Genomic DNA, 17534 nt, shown 5'->3' on the forward strand with positions numbered 1-17534 from the left:
ATATTATTCAGAATGTAAATTGAAACTATTATAACGAAAAAGCCCAACTGCTTAAGGGTTAATTCACCAATAAACGATTGGGCTTCTAAATTCTTTTGAGGAGCGTAGAATTTATTTTTCTAAATCAAATTTTTACAAAGTATGTGGTTGGAATAAAGCTTGTACAAAACAGGAGAATTTCTGATGTTGTTCAGCTAAAAAGTTTTGTGAGGCTGTAGTTTTAATTGAGGTTAAAACTTTAAGCTGATCTTTATCTGAGATCAATTTATTCTCGCCACGCTTTTGCTGATTAAGCGCTTTTTCAATCGGTGATTGTTTGTCTACCACAACAATTAATGATTGTATTGGCTTGGTTGTATCTTTAATTGCAGCAGTATGGCCTGTCTGTGCCATCACTGCGAGTCCTAGACTTAAGCCCAAGATCTTTAAATAAGAATCATTCATTCCATCGGCTCCCCTTGATGGTCAAATTTTTGTTCTTGAACATGTTTATTGTAGCAAAACAACTTACAAAAAGCATAACTACGTCACATTTTTTAATAATACTACACAAAAAATGTTTAAAAAACAATCATTGAAACGAAATGTAATATTTTAATTGATAACATATAAATGTGGATGAATCGTGAAGAATTCAAGTTTAGGTTAATTTGTGTAAAAAACATACTAAATAATTTACATGAGTAATACACATTTTTAGATATATTAAATTATGAATAAGTTAGTTTAAATATTTATAAGTAATTGATTGTTAAATCAAAATAATAAAAATATAGTGCTTCTAAATCATTAGAAACTGAGAAAGAAATGAAAAAACTACTGCTTTTAAGTGCGATCAGTTTAATCGTCACAGGGAATACTTATGCAGCGAAAGAATTTTTAAATGTATCCTACGATCCTACCCGAGAATTTTATCAAGAATATAACAAAAGTTTTGGTCAATTTTGGAAATCAAAAACAGGCCAAGATATTGAATTTAAACAGTCTCATGGTGGTTCTGGCAAGCAAGCACGTTCAGTAGTAGATGGTTTGCAAGCAGATGTGGTGACACTGGCTTTGGCTAATGATATTGATGAAATTGTCAATGCAGGTTTGATTGAAAAAGGCTGGCAAAAAGAATTTCCGAATAATTCTGCACCCTACACATCTACTGTTGTTTTTTTAGTGCGTAAGGGCAATCCGAAAGCAATTAAGGATTGGAATGATCTGGTAAAACCAGGAGTTGAAATTATTACACCAAACCCTAAAACAGGCGGTGCACCACGCTGGATTTATTTATCAGCATGGGGTTACGCACTAAAACAACCGGGTGGTAATGATGCAAAAGCGCGTGAATTAGTCAAACAAATATATAAAAATGTCAAAGTGTTAGATTCAGGCGCTCGTGGCTCGCTCACAACATTTGCGGATCGTGGTATTGGCGATGTTTTGTTGTCTTGGGAAAATGAAGCAATTTTGGCGACGTCTGGTCCAGATAAAGATAAATATCAAATTATTTATCCATCGATTTCAATTCTAGCCGAGCCTTCAGTCGCAATCGTCGATAAAGTGGTTGATAAAGATGGCAATCGTAATTTAGCAAAAGGCTATTTAAATTATCTTTATTCACCAGTAGGGCAGGACTTGGCAGCAAAATATAATTTCCGTCCGCGTAATGCCAAAGCTGCGGGCAAATATTCGGCAAAATTTCCAAAAATTAAACTCTTTACCATAGATCAAGTTTTTGGCGGCTGGGCAAAAGCGCAAAAAACCCATTTTGCCAATGGGGGGATTTACGATCAATTTACGGCTGAAAAGTAATTTGAATCAAATACAAACAAGTCCTCTTTGATCAAAGGGGGGCTTTTTTAGCTTGAAATATTTGTGATAAAACAAATAAAACAGACAAAATATAAGCCACAGTGATGTTGAGCGCTTTCATCAATTAAAACCATAGATGGATTTTTAATCTGTTCTAAGTTTGCGGGTATTTCGCTTTTTGATTGAAGTTTATTCGCTTATTTCATATATTTAGAATAATTTTAGCGATGTTAGCACTCATAATATGAAAACTAATTTTAAAGCACTGATGAGTGCTGTGGTTATGGTGACGGGATTAACTGTTGCAACGACAGCAAGTTATGCTGCTGACCGTGAATTTTTAAATGTGTCTTATGATGCAACGCGTGAGTTTTATGATGAGTTTAATAAATCATTTGGTGCTTACTGGAAATCTCGTACAGGTAAGACTGTTGATTTTAAACAATCGCATGGTGGTTCGGGAAAACAAGCGCGTGCCGTGGTTGATGGCTTAAAAGGTGATGTGGTGACCTTAGCTTTGGCCAATGATATCAACGAAATTGTGAAATCAGGTCAAATTAACCCAGGATGGGAAAAAGAATTTCCAAATAACTCAGCACCGTATACGTCTACCGTTGTGTTTTTGGTACGCAAAGGTAATCCCAAAGGCATCAAGGATTGGATAGATTTGACCAGACCTGGGGTACAAATCATTACGCCTAACCCTAAAACAGGTGGTTTACCTCGCTGGATCTATCTCTCAGCTTGGGGCTATGCACTTAAACAACCAGGTGGTAATGATGCTAAAGCACGTGATTTTGTTTCTAAGATGTACCATAACGTAAAAGTTATGGATCCAGCTGCACGTGCATCGATGACCACATTTGCTGAACGTGGGATTGGTGATGTTTTACTGACGTGGGAAAATGAAGCCATGGTGAGTAAGAAAGCATCTGGCAATAAGTTTGATATTGTCTACCCCTCGATGTCAATTTTGACTGAACCATCAGTGGCAATTGTTGATAAAACAGTAGAGAAGAATGGCAATAAATGGTTAGCAACGGGTTATATTAACTATTTGTATTCTCCAATAGGTCAAGATATGGCAGCACGCCATTTCTATCGCCCGCGCAATGCAAAAATCTTAGCTAAATATTCCAATCAATTCCCTGAACTGAAAACTTTTACGATTGATGAAGTCTTTGGTGGTTGGGCAAAAGCGCAACAAACTCACTTTGCCAATGGCGGTGTTTTTGATCAGATTTATAATAGCAAGCGCTAAACATCAACTATTTTGATTGAATCAACCTCCTTTTTAGGAGGTTTTTTCATTCTGTTATGAATCATTTAGACTAATATTAAACTGAGTAATCAATTTAACTATGGATATTGTACTAAGGCTCGCAACTGAAGATGATATTGAGATTATTTTTGATATACGAACGTCAGTCAAAGACAACCATTTGTCAAAACAACAACTGACTGAACTGGGTATCACTGAGTTGGTAATATTAGATTTGATTCAAAATACTTCGACTGTCTAGCTTACAGAGCTACAGCATCAAGCGTGTGGTTTTTCGATCGCAGATTTAACTGAGAGCAGTGTATTTGCCATGTTTGTCCAGCCCGATTTTGAAGCCAAAGGTGTCGAAACTGCGCTTTTGAAAAAATCAGAAGATTTATTATTTGAATCTTTTCACGAAATTTGCTTAGAAACTGATCAAAAAAGTCGTACTTTTGAATTTTATCTCCGACAGGATTGGCGTGTTTCAGAGTATTTTGACAAGGGTGATGTGAAAATGGTCAAGACACAATAACGCTTTGTAGCAGAATGAATGAGCCATTTTTTGTACTGAACTTTTATAAAATGCACTTTAAAACGGTTTTCTCTATAAAAAGTAATATTTCCCTACAAAAAGTCGTTTGGAGCTTTGGCAAAACAAGGTAATAATGTGCAGTTACTTTTTTTGCTTAAACTGAAACCATAATTATGTCTCATATTTCTGTATTACTACATGAAACTGTCGATGCTTTACTTGCAGATCGCAATACAGGAATTTACGTGGATGGGACATTTGGACGTGGTGGACACACGCGTTTATTGTTATCTAAATTAGATGAACATTCAAAAGTTTATGCTTTTGATAAAGATCCACAAGCGTTAGAAGTAGCATATCAGTTAGAAAAAGAAGATCCTCGTTTTAAAATTATTCATGCCAGTTTTGCAGATTTACAACAAGAATTAAATCAATTGGATATTTATCAAGTCGATGGGGTTATGGCAGATTTAGGGGTATCATCACCACAGCTAGATCAAGCAGATCGTGGTTTTAGTTTTATGAAAGATGGACCACTTGATATGCGTATGGATAATTCTCAAGGACAAACAGCCGCAGAATGGCTACTGGATGTCGATGAAGAACATTTGGCCAATGTGATTTTTCAATATGGTGAGGAACGTTATAGTCGTCGTATTGCACGTGCGATTAAGCAAGCAGGTTATATCGAAACCACTGGAAAATTAGCGGAAATTGTTAAAGTTGCGCATCCAAAGTGGGAAAAGAATAAACATGCTGCGACACGGACGTTCCAAGCTATTCGTATTGAAATTAATAAAGAACTCGATGACGTACATACCTTTTTACCTCAAGCCGTAGATTTGTTAAAATCAAATGCACGTTTGGCTGTCATTAGTTTCCACTCACTTGAAGACCGGATTATTAAACAATTTATTCAAAAAGAATCAACGTTGCCAGAAGATAATGGTTGGGGATTACCTCAAAAAGTACAAGATACTCGTCGACTGAAAAAAGTAGACAGAATTCGTGCCAGCGAGGAAGAAGTCAAAGCCAATCCTCGTTCACGTAGTGCATGGCTTCGAGTTGCAGAACGCTTAGAACAAAAAGGCGCAGAATGAAACAAGAAATTATAGAAGAATCAAGTCATAAGCTGGCCATTAAAAAAACTATTGTTTATGGTGTATTGGTTGCTGCTGTGTTGATCAGTGCCTTTATGGTGGTGTTGCAAGTCTTTGCCTATCGTCATGATTTTCGTGATCTAAATAGCTACATGCGTGAACGTGAAGATATCAATGCAGAATGGGGACGTTTGCTCATTGAACAACAAACATTTGGTGCAACTGCACAAATTGGAACGCGTGCAGTGACACAATTGAGAATGTATTCACCGCCAGCTGCGCAAACAGTTGTCATTTCATTACCAACTGAATCAGAGCAGAAGAAGTAAGGCATCTGTATGGCAGATAAGCAAACTAAACCAACCCGGCAGCCGCGTAAAAAGCAGCCTTCAATTACCCAGAAAAGTACTGTATCGATAGATATGTGGCGTTTCTATTTAATGTGGGGCGTGGTTCTTTTATGTTTTGTGGGTTTGGTCGGTCGCGCATTTTATGTGCAAGTGATTAACAAAGACTTTTTACAAAATAAAGCCAATGCCAATATCCTACGTTCTGAAACATTAAAAGCCATGCGTGGTGTGATTAGTGATCGTCATGGCGTGCCTCTGGCAATCAGTTCCCCAATCATGAAAGTAGTGATTGATCCACGGGAGTATTTTGAGACTAAAAAACAGTTTGATACTATTACGGCTGAATTACAAAAAACACCCAATAGTCGCAAGCTTAAACGTCAACTGCCTGATGAAAATTTAAATCTAGATGAGTTAGCAGATGCAGTTGGTCTTGATCGCGCAGATTTAAAAAAGCGATTAAGTGAACGTCCTCGTTCTCGTTATTTGGTACTCAAAAAAGAAGTTCCACCACCTCAGGCTGATTTTATTACACAGCATAAATTTGCTGGTGTTTATGCAGAGAAAACCTACAAACGTTACTATCCTCAGCCACAACCCAATGCGCAAATTATTGGTCTCACCAATAGTGAAGGAACTGGGATTGAGGGTTTAGAGATGCAATTGAACACACGTCTGGCGGGTGAAGATGGTGAGCAAAAGATTTCTCGTGATAAACATGGTAACCGTATTACCACGCCTGAAGTGGTGAAAGAAGTTAAAGCAGGGGAGAACATCACCTTAAGTATCGATTCACGTTTGCAATATATTATGTATCGTGAGTTGACTGCGGTGGGTGTTGCCAATAATGCACGTTCCGCTTCTGCAATTGCTGTGGATGTAAAAACGGGCGAAATTCTGGCTATGGCGAGTTGGCCTTCTTATAATCCCAATGATAAAAATGGCTTAAGTAATAAAGATGCTATGCGGAACCGTGGTGCAATTGACATGTTTGAACCTGGTTCAACCATGAAACCTTTTACTATTGCCGCAGGCTTAGAAAGTGGCAAATATACGCCTAACTCTGTGGTTAGTACTAGTCCTGGTTCGATGCGTTTAGGCTCCCATACTATTCGTGATACGCATAATTATGGTTCGTTGACCGTCACTGGTGTGATTATCAAATCTTCGAACGTGGGATCGGCAAAGATTGCCTTGTCTTTACCAAAAGAAACTTTACCAAGTTTCTTTAGAAAAGTGGGTTTTGGTCAGCGTTCTGCAGTTAAATTCCCAGGTGAGAGTGGAGGTTTAGTACTTCCACCTGAAAAGTTAAATTCTTCACAAATTGGCACAATGGCCTATGGTTATGGTTTAAATGCTACTATTTTACAGTTGGCGCAAGGCTATGCAATGTTGGCCAATCATGGTGTGGAATATCCTTTAAGTCTCTATAAATTAAATGATCAGCCCAAAGGTAAACAGGTTTTAGCTCCTAAAATTGCTGATGAAGTTTTGTTGATGTTAGAGCAAGTCACGATGCCCGGTGGTACTGCAAAACAAGCCAATATTCCTGGTTATCGCGTGGGTGGTAAAACAGGTACAGCACATAAGTTGCGTCCTGACCACAGAGGCTATTCGAATACTGAATACCGTGCTTTATTTGCTGGTGTGGCACCGATTAGCGATCCTCGTTTAGCCGTTATTGTTGTAGTCGAAAATCCGCGGGGACAATATTATGGTGGTTTGGTTGCAGCCCCAGTATTTGCTCGAATTATGCAAGAATCTTTACGTTTAATGAATGTGCCTTTAGATAAACCTCTTGAAACGGCTAAGGCCAAGCCATAGGTAAACCATAATGATTAATTTTCAAGATATTTATAAAGTTGATAATACAAAGACGTGGATGTCTGAGTCATTTAATGGCTTTTCTCTAGATAGTCGTTATGTACAACAAGGACAAATTTTTATTGCTTTAACCAGTTATTCGCAACCAGAAAAAACAGCACAATTCGCTCAAATTGCTTTAGACAAAGGCGCATTGGCGATTATTAGTGAAACAGATTTAGGTTTTGAATCTGCATTGATCTGCCCAGATGTTCGTCAGTTAATGGGTCAATGGCAAAAACAATATTTACAAGCAACATCCCCTGTAAAAGCTGCGCGAATTCTTGCAGTCACAGGAACCAATGGTAAAACTACGATTTCACGCCTCGTTGCTGAATTACTGGCATTGCAAAAGAAAAAATGTGCAGTAATGGGAACCACAGGTAATGGGATTTTGCCAAACCTAGAAGCGTCTTCACATACCACTTTAGATGCTTTACATTTGCAAAGTCTTTTGCATGAATTTTCTATGCAAGGTGCTGAATTCGCTTCTATTGAGGCAAGTTCACATGGTTTGGCACAAGGTCGTTTAAATGGTTGTGATATTGAGATTGCTGCATATAGTAATCTGAGTCGAGATCACTTGGATTATCACGGGACGCTTGAAGCCTATGCTGAAGCAAAAGCGTTACTGTTTAAATTTGCTACGCTAAAAGTTGCGGTAATTAATATAGACGATGCGCATGCAGATCTAATGATGAATGCGGCAAGTAGCAATCTGTCACATCCAAAAGTATTGACCTATTCAACCTCTAAAGCGGCTGATTACCAAGTATTTGGGATTAAATATAGCCTAGATGGAGCAACATTCCATCTAAAAACAGCCAAAGCTGAATTTACTGTGAATAGCCCATTACTTGGGCATTTTAATATTGAAAATTTGGTGGCCAGTTTAATTGTTGCTGAGCAAGCAGGTTTTGATTTAAAGCAACTTATCGCAGTTGTACCTAACCTAAAAGGTGCACCTGGACGTATGCAAGTGATTCGTGATCAAGATCGTCTGTTTGTGGTGGATTATGCACATACACCAGACGCTTTAACTCAGGTTTTAAAAACCTTAAAACGTCATGTTGAAAATCAGCTTTGGGCTGTCTTTGGTTGTGGTGGCGATCGAGATCGCGGTAAACGCCCATTGATGACCAAAGCAGCTTTGGAACAAGCCAATCCTGTGATCATCACATCAGATAATCCGCGTACAGAAAATCCTGAGCAAATTTTTGCCGATATGAAGCATGAAATTGATTTTAGCCAGCATGAGGTTCACGAAATCCGTGATCGCCGTGAAGCAATCAAATATGCAGTAAAGCGTGCACAATCAGGTGATATTGTTGTGATTGCCGGAAAAGGGCATGAAAATTATCAAGAAATTGATGGTGTCCGTCATTGGTTTGACGATATCGTTGAAGTGCAATCGGCAATAGATACACAACACAATAAACCCAATTCAGCTTATCCAGCTCATTAGGACTAAGAGATGCACACCTCTACCACCAGTACTGTGCCTTTGGAGCCATGGTCAGCAGCACAACTTGCTGAAGCAACTCAAGGTTATTGGTATTTAGATCAAGCACCACAAGGTGAAATTAAACGTATTTTGACTGATTCACGTCATGCTGAATTAGGTGATGCTTTTTTGGCGCTCAAAGGTGAGCGTTTTGATGCACATGATTTTGTTGCCCAAGTGGCTGCGAATGGCTGCCAAATTGCCATTGTTAGCCATCCAATTGAAGCAAATATCTGCCAACTTGTCGTGGCGGATACTCGTTTGGCATTGGGGCATTTAGGCGCGTATCGTCGGGCTCAACATCCACAATTAAAAGTGATTGCACTTACAGGTAGTAGTGGTAAGACCACCACCAAAGAGATGTTGGGGAGTATTCTTTCACGTTTAGCCCCGACCTTGATTACACGTGGCAATTTAAATAATGATCTTGGTGTGCCAATGATGTTATTGGAGCTACGTTCAGAGCATCAATATGCGGTGATGGAACTTGGTGCAAGCCATCAAGGTGAAATTGATTACACCTCAAATCTTGTACAGCCACATGTTGCTGGTATTCTAAATATTGGAACTGCACATTTAGGCGAATTTGGTGGACGTGATGGAATTTGCCGTGCTAAATCTGAAATTTACCGTCATATTGATCCAGCTGGAATAGCAATTGTTCCTGCTCAGGATGATTTTACGAATACGATTCGCCAAGTGGTACATACTGAGCAAGTGTTAAGTTTTGGTCAGGGTGGCGAAGTCTTTGCGACGGATGTTCAGTTACACGCACAGTCTACAATCTTTACACTTAATACGCCTCAAGGTGTAAGAACGGTCAATCTGCCTTTTGCAGGCGAACATAATGTTCATAATGCAGAAGCAGCGACAGTATTTGCTTTGGCGATTGGTGTTGAGTTAGACGATATTGTGATTGGCTTGGAGTCGGCACAAGGTGCAAAAGGGCGTTTGAATTTTATTCATAAGCGCAAGCACTTATTTATTGATGATACCTATAATGCCAATCCGACTTCAATGCGTGCAGCAGCTGAAGTACTTGCGCAACAGCAAGGGATCAAAGTGATGGTGATTGGCGATATTGGCGAACTGGGCGATACTGCTGCTCAGCAACACTATATGTTGGGTCGTGATCTGGTTTCAGTGGATGGGATCGACTTTGTTGTCGCGGTAGGGGAGTTTGCGCCTGCCACACAAGAAGGTGCGCGAAGTACTCAATATGGTAAAAAATTACAAGCTTTTCTTAACCAAGAACAAGCTTTACCTTTATTGTTAAGTTTAATTGCAACACATCAACCACAGTCCATGAGTTTCTTGTTTAAAGGTTCTCGCTATACCCATATGGAAACGTTGATGGCTGATTTGATGGAGAAAGTTTAATGCTGTATTGGTTATTTCAACACTTGGCGGGTTATGAAAACGCGTTCCAAGTTGTTCGATACTTATCGTTACGAGCATTGCTCAGTGTACTCACTGCACTTGCGATTGGTTGGGCCTTGGGACCAGTAATGATCCGTAAATTACAAGCGCTCAAATATGGTCAGGCGGTTAGTTCATATGCACCTGAAAATCATGCCAAAAAAATGGGTACGCCCACTATGGGTGGGATCTTAATTCTGCTTTCAATTGGGATTAGTACTTTACTGTGGGCAGATTTATCCAATCCTTATGTATGGATTGTCTTGGCTGTTATGGTGATCTTTGGTGCTGTAGGATGGGCGGATGATTGGATTAAAGTACGCTATAAAGACAATGCGGGCTTACCTGCTAAGAAGAAGTTCTTTTGGACTTCAGTTGGTTCTTTAGGTGCGGGTATTGCTTTGTATATAATCGCCACTCAGCAAGACAGTCCTGTACATACTGCGAATATGTTGGATTTATTGATTCCATTTTTTAAAAATCTGAGCATTCCATTGTCGTCCATTCCGTTGGGTATTGGATTTATTATTTTTACCTATCTGGTGATTAATGGTGGATCAAATGCAGTAAATTTGACAGATGGCTTAGATGGCTTAGCGATTATGCCGATTGTCTTGGTTGCTGCAGGTTTAGGTGTTTTTGCATATTTGGCAGGTGATATCCGCTTTGCCAATTATTTACATATTCCTTATGTAAAATATACGTCTGAGCTGGTGATTATTTGTGCTGCAATGATTGGGGCTGGTTTAGCATTTCTTTGGTACAACGCGCATCCTGCCCAAGTCTTTATGGGGGATGTAGGGGCGTTATCATTGGGGGCAATGTTAGGTACAATCGCGGTAATGGTTCGTCAAGAAATCGTCTTTGCTATTATGGGTGGTGTATTTGTTGTAGAAGCAATCTCCGTATTCTTGCAAATCGGATCGTTGCGTATGCGGAATAAGCGTGTATTTCTTATGGCGCCGTTACATCATCATTATGAGAAAAAAGGCTGGCGTGAGACTCAAGTGGTGATTCGTTTTTGGATTATCACAATTATGCTGGTAGTTTTGGGTCTAATGACATTAAAATTACGTTAAGCCAGAGTGATTTGAAAAAGTCGGCATTTGCCGGCTTTTTTATGGCCAAAAAATATCTTTTTGGAGAATGCAATGAATTTGTTGATGTGCCCCGTATGTCGTGAGGTATTGAGCCTATCGGATCGGACTTGGCGCTGTGTAAACAATCATAGTTATGATGTAGCAAAACAAGGCTATGTAAATTTACATGTAGTACAACATAAGCATAGTAAAAATCCTGGAGATACGCCTGAATCTGTACAAGCACGACGTGGATTTTTAAGTGGTGGATTTTATGCACCTTTACAACAAGCCGTTGTTGAGAAAATTCGTGGGTTGCGTGTTGAAAACCTACTGGATATCGGTTGTGGTGAGGGCTACTATACCGATGCTATGCAGCAAGAAGTGATGCAATGTATTGGTGTTGATATTGCAAAAAATGCGGTTCAAGTTGCTGCAAAACTCAATAAAGACGTGACATGGATTGTGGGTACAGGTGCAACCTTACCTGTATTGGATCATTCTATTGATTTGTGTACCAGCTTATTTAGTCCGATCCCTGAAGAAGAAATACTCAGAGTTCTTAAGCCTAAGGCTTATTTGATGGTGGTGACACCTGCTCCTGAGCATTTATATGCAATGCGTGAGGGTTTGTTTGATGAAGTTAAAGTGCATGAACCACAAAAATTTGTAGAGCAATTACAATCCTCTTTTGAGTTAATTGAGCAGCCTATTGTTGAAACAACGTTTGAGTTGGATCAAGCACAATTAAAAAACTTGATTGCGATGACCCCCTATGCTTATAAAGCAAAACCTGAAAAGCGTTTGGCTTTAGAGGTACACATTAAAACCACATTAAAAGCTGCATTCCAAATTTATATTTTTCAAAAAAAATAACAGAAATCTTAGCCATAAAAAATGCCATCAATTGATGGCATTTTTTATTTGAAAAGCTAATTATTGAACTTCATTAATCAAGTTTTCAAGAGAATCGCTTTCTCGTTTCGCACTCCCTTGATTCATTGCAGGAGGGGCTACTTTGTTCGGTTTTAGCGGTTGATCTGAACCCTCATCAGGTAGGTCTTCAAAGTCATTTGATGAATTACGTGATGGTGTAACAGGTGCAGGTTTGAAGATTGGACGGGCTAAAGGTGGTGATGAACCATAGCCTTCGTTTTGAGTAGCGCCTTCAACTTGTGTTTGGTTGCGTTCTTCACGAGAAATTGGTGCTTTGGCATTTTTATCAAAATGTACCCAAGCAGATGGCGTGTCTTTTAAGGCTTTACCCATAAAGCCAGTCCAGACTGGAAGTGCTGCGATCCCACCGAACTCACGACGACCAAGTGTTGAAGGTTGGTCAAAACCAACCCAAGCAATCGCGACTAATTTGCCGTTGAAGCCAGCAAACCAAGCATCTTTAGCATCATTGGTTGTACCCGTTTTACCGCCAATGTCATCGCGACCAATTTTAAGCGCTGCACGACCTGTACCATGCACAATGACATCACGAAGAATATTTGCCATATCAAAAGCAGATTGTGATTTTAAAATCCGTTGCGCTTGGCGATATTTACTTTGCTCTTCCTTACTTAGTGGGGGTTGAGTCTCATCTACTGTAAGGTTTGCACCTTTAATAACTTCATCATCAGGAGTGATTGCTTCTGCATCTGCAACAGTTTCTTTTTGATTGATACATGGAATACACGCATATTCAGGCGCTGCTTCGTAAATGGTTTTTCCATAAGCATCTTCAATACGACTGATGAAATGTGGTTGAATCCGATATCCACCATTGGCAATTGCGGCATATCCTGTAGCCATTTGAACAGGAAGTACTTGCGGAGTACCAAGAGCGATGGTGAAGTTTCGTGGAATTTGATCTTCTTGTAGGCCAAAATCCATCAATAATTGACGAGCACGTTCTACACCGACGCTTTGTAATAAACGTACAGATACTGTATTACGAGATAAGTACAACGCACGTCGTAAAGGAATCATACCCAAATAACGACCATCTGAGTTTCTCGGTGACCAACGACCAATCGTAATTGGGCTATCGTTCACCATGGTATAAGGGGTCATCCCGCGTTCAAGTGCAAGGGCATATACGAATGGCTTAATGGTTGAACCAGGTTGACGCCAGCCTTGTATTGCGCGGTTAAATTTAGATTGGTAAAAGTTGTATCCACCCACCACAGCTTCAATTGAACCATCGTTCGGGTTGATAGCGATGAGTTGACCCTGTGCTTTCGGCGTTTGAACCAATGACCACGCTGTTTTACTATCATTGGGACGTAAACGAATAATATCTTTGACGTTTACAATCTGTGAAGCACGGCTTGGTGCTCCACCCACTGCATTGGCATTGATATATTTTCTTGCCCAAGACATACCAGACCAAGGTACTGTTACTGTTGAACCATCTTGCATTTTGGCATCAAAACTATTGCTGCCTACTTTGATGACTTCAGCAGGGTAGGTATTGGCATAAGGAATAAATTCTTTTAACGGTTTGTCATGAGCTTCAGCACCGCGCCATCCATGACGCCGATCATAATCTTCCAAGCCTTTTTGTACAGCATCTTCCGCATATTGTTGGCGTTGGCTGTTTACAGTTGTATAAACTTTATAACCTGAATCAATTGCTTGATCGCCAAATTTTTCTACCAGTTCTGACCGAACCATTTCTCCTACATAGGGAAATCGATTACTTAGGCCTCGATCAGGCATACTCAAATTAATTGGTTCAGCTACGGCTTTTTCATATTCTACTTGTTTGAGATAGCCGAGTTGTAACATACGACCTAGAATCCAGTTACGACGTTCTAATGCACGTTCAGGATTGACCACAGGATTATATTTTGACGGTGCTTTAGGTAGACCTGCAATCATGGCCATTTGAGCAACACTGAGTTGATCTAAACTTTTGTCATAGTAAATTTTTGCAGCAGCAGCAATACCATACGCATTTTTACCTAAAAAGATTTTATTGACATATAAAGACAAAATTTCTTCTTTCGATAGATTTTGTTCTATTTTACGTGCCAAAAATACTTCTGTAAGTTTGCGTTTTAGCGTCCGTTCAGGTGATAAATAATAATTTTTAGCAACCTGCATGGTAATTGTTGAGCCACCTGTTTGTACATTTGACCCAGTTACACTTTCACTCACTGCTCGACCTAAGCCTTTAAAGCTAATCCCGCTATGTTCGAAGAAAGAAGAGTCTTCGGCAGCAAGGAAGGCGTGAATAAAATGAGGAGGGATCTGATTGTACTCAACAGGGACCGAAAGCTTGCCACCATATTCAGCGATCAGCTGATTATCTGCTGAATAAACTTGCAAAGGTTTAAGCAATGGCGCCTTTTTTAAAGAGCTCATTTCTGGTAGTGATGGCGCGATATATAGATACATTCCATAAAAGCCCATCGGAATTGCGACTAAAATAATGATAATCAGCAAAAAAAAGGGATGAATATAACCTGAACAAGATAGCTTTTTCATAACAAGTAAGTTTTAATAATAGCTAATGGCAAACTAATTGCGTTCAGTATAGCTTCTCATGTGACGGATTGTTAGATGGGATATTGTATCTGTAAAAAATTAAGACCAAATGCAGTCAGTTTGTGTTATTTATTGGGGATAAAAAAATAATAGGAATTCAATCGTGCTTAGACTATATCGTAAGCCAAATAAGGGGTTAATAGGAGTAGATATTAGTTCTACTACTGTAAAGATTTTAGAGCTCTCTGTTAAGAACGGTCGTTACTGGGTTGAAAGTTATGGGTTAAGCCCTCTGCTGGATGGGAGTGTTGTTGAAAAAAACATTCTTAATCCTGAAGCAGTGGCTGATGCGTTGGAAAGGGCAGTCAATATTGCCAATCCTCAATCACAAAATGTCGCGGTTGCTGTACCTACTTCTATGGTGATTCACAAAATCATTGAAATGGATGCAGATATGTCGGATGAGGAGAGAGAAGTTCAGATCCGAATGGATGCTGAACAATATATTCCTTTTCCATTAGATGAAGTCAGTTTAGATTTTGAAGTTTTAAAAGATAAGCTAGCAAATCCAAATCGAGTCAATGTATTACTCGTTGCAACACGTGCAGAAAATATCGATTCTCGTGTTGAAGTTTTAGAAATCGCAGGCTTGTCACCCAAAATCGCAGATGTAGAAAGCTATGCAATTGAGCGTGCTTTTGATGTCTTTTCTGATACCTTGCCAATTGGTGTAAATCTTGTGGGTATTCTAGATATTGGTCATACCATGACGACTTTGTCTGTGATGCAAAATGGCAAGATCATTTATACCCGAGAACAAGTTTTTGGTGGCAAGCAGCTGACTCAAGATGTACAGAACCGTTATGGTTTGTCTTATGACGAAGCTGGTCGTGCCAAAAAAGATCGGACTTTACCTGATGATTTTGAAACAGAAGTTTTAATGCCGTTTTTAGAAGCAGTTGTACAACAAGCTGCTCGTTCATTACAGTTTTTCTTTTCATCTTCTCAGTTTAATGAGATTGATCATATTTTACTGGCTGGTGGGAATGCTAATATTCCTGGTTTGGCAAAATTATTACAACAAAAACTAGGCTATCGCGTCACGATTGCAAATCCTTTCTTGCAGATGGGATTTTCACCACAAATTGACTTAAGAAAAATAGAAAATGATGCACCTTCTCTAATGGTTGCGTGTGGTTTGGCGTTAAGGAGTTTTGATTAATGGCAAAGATTAACTTACTCCCTTGGCGTGATGAGCTAAGAGAACAGAAGAAAAAGCAATTTGTTGCGATATGTGTTGGGGTTGCACTGATTGGTTTAGTTTCCGTGTTATTGGCATGGTTCTATTTTGATCATAAGTTACAAGATCAAGAGCAGGCTAATCAATTGGTGACCAGTACCAATCAAAATTTAGATACGCAACTCAAAACTTTAGATGGTTTGCAAGAGCGCCGTAATGCAATTATTGAGCGTATGAAACTTATTCAAGGCTTACAGGGTCAGCGTCCTGTGATTGTTCGCTTAGTTGATGAATTAGTCCGTATTGTTCCTGCACAAATGTACATCACAAAATTTAGTCGTGTAGGTGATAAGTTTACGATTGAAGGAAAAGCAGAGAGCCCAAACACAGTTGCTGAATTGCTACGTGGCTTAGAAGCTTCTGAATGGTATCGAAATGCGTTTATGAACTCGTTCTTAGCCGCAGATGAAAATAAAAATAAAGGGCAAACTTCGGTTATTCCTCGTGTGGAAGAATCATATGGAAGTTTTGTTGTGACTGTAGATATCGGTGAAATAGCTGCAACTACAGATGCAGATACAACTAAAGCTGAACAAGTTCCAGCTGCTGGGGGGGCAAAATGAGTCGAGAAGATTTTGAGCAATTAGATTCATCTGTAAATGATGCTCCAAAAAAGAACAAGATGACTTTTGAGAAATTTTTACAACAATTCAATACTTTGGATATGAATAACTATGGAACTTGGCCCTTATCCGTTAAAGTAACATGTTGGGTCTTCTTATTTTTCTTGGTTTGTGCAATTGGTTATTTTTTAGCAATTAGACCTAAATTAGAGGCAATTGACCAAGCACGTACAGTTGAACAAAACTTATTAAATGAGTTTAAAGAAAAAGATTCCAAATTACGAAATTTGCAGCAATATCAAGCGCAATTACAACAAATGGAAGCGAACTTCAATCAGCAATTAGAACAGCTTCCCAAAGAAACTGAAATTCCAAGTCTGGTTGAAGATATTAACGTGACAGGGGTGAGTTCTGGTTTGAAATTTAAAAATATCAAATTAGAACCAGAAGTGAAGCAGGAGTTCTTTATTGAGCAGCCGATTTCGATTGATGCAACAGGGGATTATCATTCATTTGGCAGTTTTGTAAGTAGTCTGGCGGCATTACCTCGTATTGTGACTTTGCATGATTTCACAATTACAGGAACACCAAGTCAAGATAATAAATCTGATGTGCCGGTGATTGACTATACCATTAAAGCAAAAACGTATCGTTATATTGGAGCCGATGAGCAGAAAACAAATAAATCTTCGAATGCTGTTGCACAGAAGACAACGACACCTCAGCAAGGAGGGAAGCCACAATGAAGCAGCTCATTAAAATAGTTTGTGGAATCTCATGTGCGGTGCTGTTGGTGGGGTGTGATTCTCGAATTGATGCCGTAAATCAAGAGATGGCAAATATTCGAAATCAGCAACCATTACCGATTGAGCCTGCGCCAGTATTTAATCCGGTACCAAGTTTTAATTATTCAGCTCAACAATTACGTAGCCCATTTTTACCGAACTCATTGGCAAATGAGTTGAAAGTTATGTCAGGTAAGCAAGTCTACCCTAATTTTTCAAGACAGCCACAACCACTTGAAAGTTATCCTTTAGAGTCATTAACACTAAAAGGAAGTATGAAAGGAACAGTTGGGCAGACAGTGGGTTTGATTAAAACACCTGATGGCGAGGTTGAGCGGGTACAACGTGGGAATTACATGGGGATGAATCAGGGGCGAATTATTGAAATTACGCCTACCCGTATTGATTTATTGGAAATTGTTCCAGATGGTCGAGACGGTTATATAGAAAGACCACGAAGTCTAGTTCTAATCGGTCCAATAGATTAAAAACGGA

17 protein-coding genes are annotated in these 17534 nt (G+C 39.3%); 15 read left to right on the plus strand and 2 right to left on the minus strand.

Translation table 11 applies throughout. The annotated features are described in order from the left end of the window. Positions 1 to 132 precede the first annotated feature (132 nt). Positions 133 to 444: a hypothetical protein gene (locus ACG9ZL_RS00470; protein ID WP_004725398.1), complete on the minus strand. Its 312-nt coding sequence runs from the start codon at positions 442 to 444 to the stop codon at positions 133 to 135. 363 nt (positions 445 to 807) lie between these two features. Here ACG9ZL_RS00470 and ACG9ZL_RS00475 point away from each other — a divergent pair, with 363 nt between their 5' ends. From ACG9ZL_RS00475 to ACG9ZL_RS00525, 11 genes are all read left to right on the plus strand, one after another. Continuing rightward, positions 808 to 1800 carry a sulfate ABC transporter substrate-binding protein gene (locus tag ACG9ZL_RS00475; RefSeq protein ID WP_336953681.1) on the plus strand — a complete coding sequence of 331 codons (993 nt, stop codon included), beginning with the start codon at positions 808 to 810 and terminating at the stop codon, positions 1798 to 1800. 244 nt (positions 1801 to 2044) lie between these two features. Then, positions 2045 to 3061: a sulfate ABC transporter substrate-binding protein gene (locus tag ACG9ZL_RS00480; RefSeq protein WP_419358715.1), complete on the plus strand. Its 1017-nt coding sequence runs from the start codon at positions 2045 to 2047 to the stop codon at positions 3059 to 3061. A gap of 100 nt (positions 3062 to 3161) precedes the next feature. Further along, positions 3162 to 3323: a hypothetical protein gene (locus ACG9ZL_RS00485; RefSeq protein WP_336953683.1), complete on the plus strand. Its 162-nt coding sequence runs from the start codon at positions 3162 to 3164 to the stop codon at positions 3321 to 3323. Positions 3324 to 3392: 69 nt separating this feature from the next. After that, the gene (locus tag ACG9ZL_RS00490; protein WP_336953684.1) at positions 3393 to 3596 is read left to right on the plus strand and encodes an N-acetyltransferase; all 204 of its coding nucleotides are present in this window, start codon (positions 3393 to 3395) and stop codon (positions 3594 to 3596) included. 173 nt (positions 3597 to 3769) lie between these two features. Further along, entirely contained in the window at positions 3770 to 4696 is a 927-nt protein-coding gene (gene rsmH / locus ACG9ZL_RS00495; RefSeq protein ID WP_419358717.1) for a 16S rRNA (cytosine(1402)-N(4))-methyltransferase RsmH, read from the plus strand. Next, a complete protein-coding gene (gene ftsL / locus ACG9ZL_RS00500) occupies positions 4693 to 5025 on the plus strand; it encodes a cell division protein FtsL (RefSeq protein ID WP_336953686.1) in 333 nt (110 codons plus the stop codon). The genes rsmH and ftsL overlap by 4 nt, the downstream gene beginning before the upstream one ends. Before the next feature lie 9 nt (positions 5026 to 5034). Continuing rightward, on the plus strand, positions 5035 to 6870 hold the full coding sequence (gene ftsI, locus ACG9ZL_RS00505; protein ID WP_336953687.1) for a penicillin-binding protein PBP3: 1836 nt from the start codon (positions 5035 to 5037) through the stop codon (positions 6868 to 6870). A gap of 7 nt (positions 6871 to 6877) precedes the next feature. Further along, positions 6878 to 8374, plus strand: coding sequence for a UDP-N-acetylmuramoyl-L-alanyl-D-glutamate--2,6-diaminopimelate ligase (locus ACG9ZL_RS00510; protein ID WP_419358881.1), 1497 nt, complete (start codon positions 6878 to 6880; stop codon positions 8372 to 8374). A 9-nt stretch (positions 8375 to 8383) separates the two neighbouring features. Beyond that, positions 8384 to 9793, plus strand: coding sequence for a UDP-N-acetylmuramoyl-tripeptide--D-alanyl-D-alanine ligase (locus ACG9ZL_RS00515; RefSeq protein ID WP_419358718.1), 1410 nt, complete (start codon positions 8384 to 8386; stop codon positions 9791 to 9793). Beyond that, complete coding sequence (gene mraY, locus ACG9ZL_RS00520) at positions 9793 to 10911, plus strand: phospho-N-acetylmuramoyl-pentapeptide-transferase (protein WP_004725416.1); 1119 nt, start codon at positions 9793 to 9795, stop codon at positions 10909 to 10911. Before ACG9ZL_RS00515 ends, mraY begins: the two co-directional genes overlap by 1 nt. A 72-nt stretch (positions 10912 to 10983) precedes the next feature. Beyond that, positions 10984 to 11787 (plus strand): putative RNA methyltransferase, encoded by an 804-nt coding sequence (locus ACG9ZL_RS00525; RefSeq protein ID WP_419358720.1) that lies wholly within the window; start codon positions 10984 to 10986, stop codon positions 11785 to 11787. A gap of 60 nt (positions 11788 to 11847) precedes the next feature. On the opposite strand, the gene ponA is transcribed toward ACG9ZL_RS00525, so the two are convergent. Continuing rightward, on the minus strand, positions 11848 to 14391 hold the full coding sequence (gene ponA / locus ACG9ZL_RS00530; RefSeq protein ID WP_336953690.1) for a penicillin-binding protein PBP1a: 2544 nt from the start codon (positions 14389 to 14391) through the stop codon (positions 11848 to 11850). A gap of 163 nt (positions 14392 to 14554) precedes the next feature. Between ponA and ACG9ZL_RS00535 the strand changes: the two genes are divergently transcribed. From ACG9ZL_RS00535 to ACG9ZL_RS00550, 4 genes are read left to right on the plus strand one after another with little or no spacing between them, the layout of a single operon-like run. Continuing rightward, positions 14555 to 15613: a pilus assembly protein PilM gene (locus tag ACG9ZL_RS00535; protein ID WP_336953691.1), complete on the plus strand. Its 1059-nt coding sequence runs from the start codon at positions 14555 to 14557 to the stop codon at positions 15611 to 15613. After that, a complete protein-coding gene (locus ACG9ZL_RS00540; protein WP_336953692.1) occupies positions 15613 to 16254 on the plus strand; it encodes a PilN domain-containing protein in 642 nt (213 codons plus the stop codon). The genes ACG9ZL_RS00535 and ACG9ZL_RS00540 overlap by 1 nt, the downstream gene beginning before the upstream one ends. Then, positions 16251 to 17000 carry a type IV pilus inner membrane component PilO gene (locus ACG9ZL_RS00545; protein ID WP_336953693.1) on the plus strand — a complete coding sequence of 250 codons (750 nt, stop codon included), beginning with the start codon at positions 16251 to 16253 and terminating at the stop codon, positions 16998 to 17000. The genes ACG9ZL_RS00540 and ACG9ZL_RS00545 overlap by 4 nt, the downstream gene beginning before the upstream one ends. Further along, positions 16997 to 17527, plus strand: a complete 531-nt coding sequence (locus ACG9ZL_RS00550; protein ID WP_419327977.1) for a pilus assembly protein PilP — start codon at positions 16997 to 16999, stop codon at positions 17525 to 17527. The genes ACG9ZL_RS00545 and ACG9ZL_RS00550 overlap by 4 nt, the downstream gene beginning before the upstream one ends. Positions 17528 to 17534: the final 7 nt, after the last annotated feature.

This window comes from Acinetobacter legionensis, from assembly GCF_048551735.1.
GTDB lineage: Bacteria > Pseudomonadota > Gammaproteobacteria > Pseudomonadales > Moraxellaceae > Acinetobacter.

Bases quoted from the DNA above. Each gene is read 5' to 3' on its own strand.
- ftsI (WP_336953687.1), top strand. From the start codon at position 5,035: ATGGCAGATAAGCAAACTAAACCAACCCGGCAGCCGCGTAAAAAGCAG.
- ACG9ZL_RS00470 (WP_004725398.1), bottom strand. From the start codon at position 444: ATGAATGATTCTTATTTAAAGATCTTGGGCTTAAGTCTAGGACTCGCA.
- ACG9ZL_RS00545 (WP_336953693.1), top strand. From the start codon at position 16,251: ATGAGTCGAGAAGATTTTGAGCAATTAGATTCATCTGTAAATGATGCT.
- ACG9ZL_RS00515 (WP_419358718.1), top strand. From the start codon at position 8,384: ATGCACACCTCTACCACCAGTACTGTGCCTTTGGAGCCATGGTCAGCA.
- ACG9ZL_RS00485 (WP_336953683.1), top strand. From the start codon at position 3,162: ATGGATATTGTACTAAGGCTCGCAACTGAAGATGATATTGAGATTATT.
- ACG9ZL_RS00550 (WP_419327977.1), top strand. From the start codon at position 16,997: ATGAAGCAGCTCATTAAAATAGTTTGTGGAATCTCATGTGCGGTGCTG.
- ACG9ZL_RS00525 (WP_419358720.1), top strand. From the start codon at position 10,984: ATGAATTTGTTGATGTGCCCCGTATGTCGTGAGGTATTGAGCCTATCG.
- ACG9ZL_RS00480 (WP_419358715.1), top strand. From the start codon at position 2,045: ATGAAAACTAATTTTAAAGCACTGATGAGTGCTGTGGTTATGGTGACG.
- ftsL (WP_336953686.1), top strand. From the start codon at position 4,693: ATGAAACAAGAAATTATAGAAGAATCAAGTCATAAGCTGGCCATTAAA.
- ACG9ZL_RS00475 (WP_336953681.1), top strand. From the start codon at position 808: ATGAAAAAACTACTGCTTTTAAGTGCGATCAGTTTAATCGTCACAGGG.
- ACG9ZL_RS00490 (WP_336953684.1), top strand. From the start codon at position 3,393: ATGTTTGTCCAGCCCGATTTTGAAGCCAAAGGTGTCGAAACTGCGCTT.
- ACG9ZL_RS00540 (WP_336953692.1), top strand. From the start codon at position 15,613: ATGGCAAAGATTAACTTACTCCCTTGGCGTGATGAGCTAAGAGAACAG.
- rsmH (WP_419358717.1), top strand. From the start codon at position 3,770: ATGTCTCATATTTCTGTATTACTACATGAAACTGTCGATGCTTTACTT.
- ponA (WP_336953690.1), bottom strand. From the start codon at position 14,391: ATGAAAAAGCTATCTTGTTCAGGTTATATTCATCCCTTTTTTTTGCTG.
- mraY (WP_004725416.1), top strand. From the start codon at position 9,793: ATGCTGTATTGGTTATTTCAACACTTGGCGGGTTATGAAAACGCGTTC.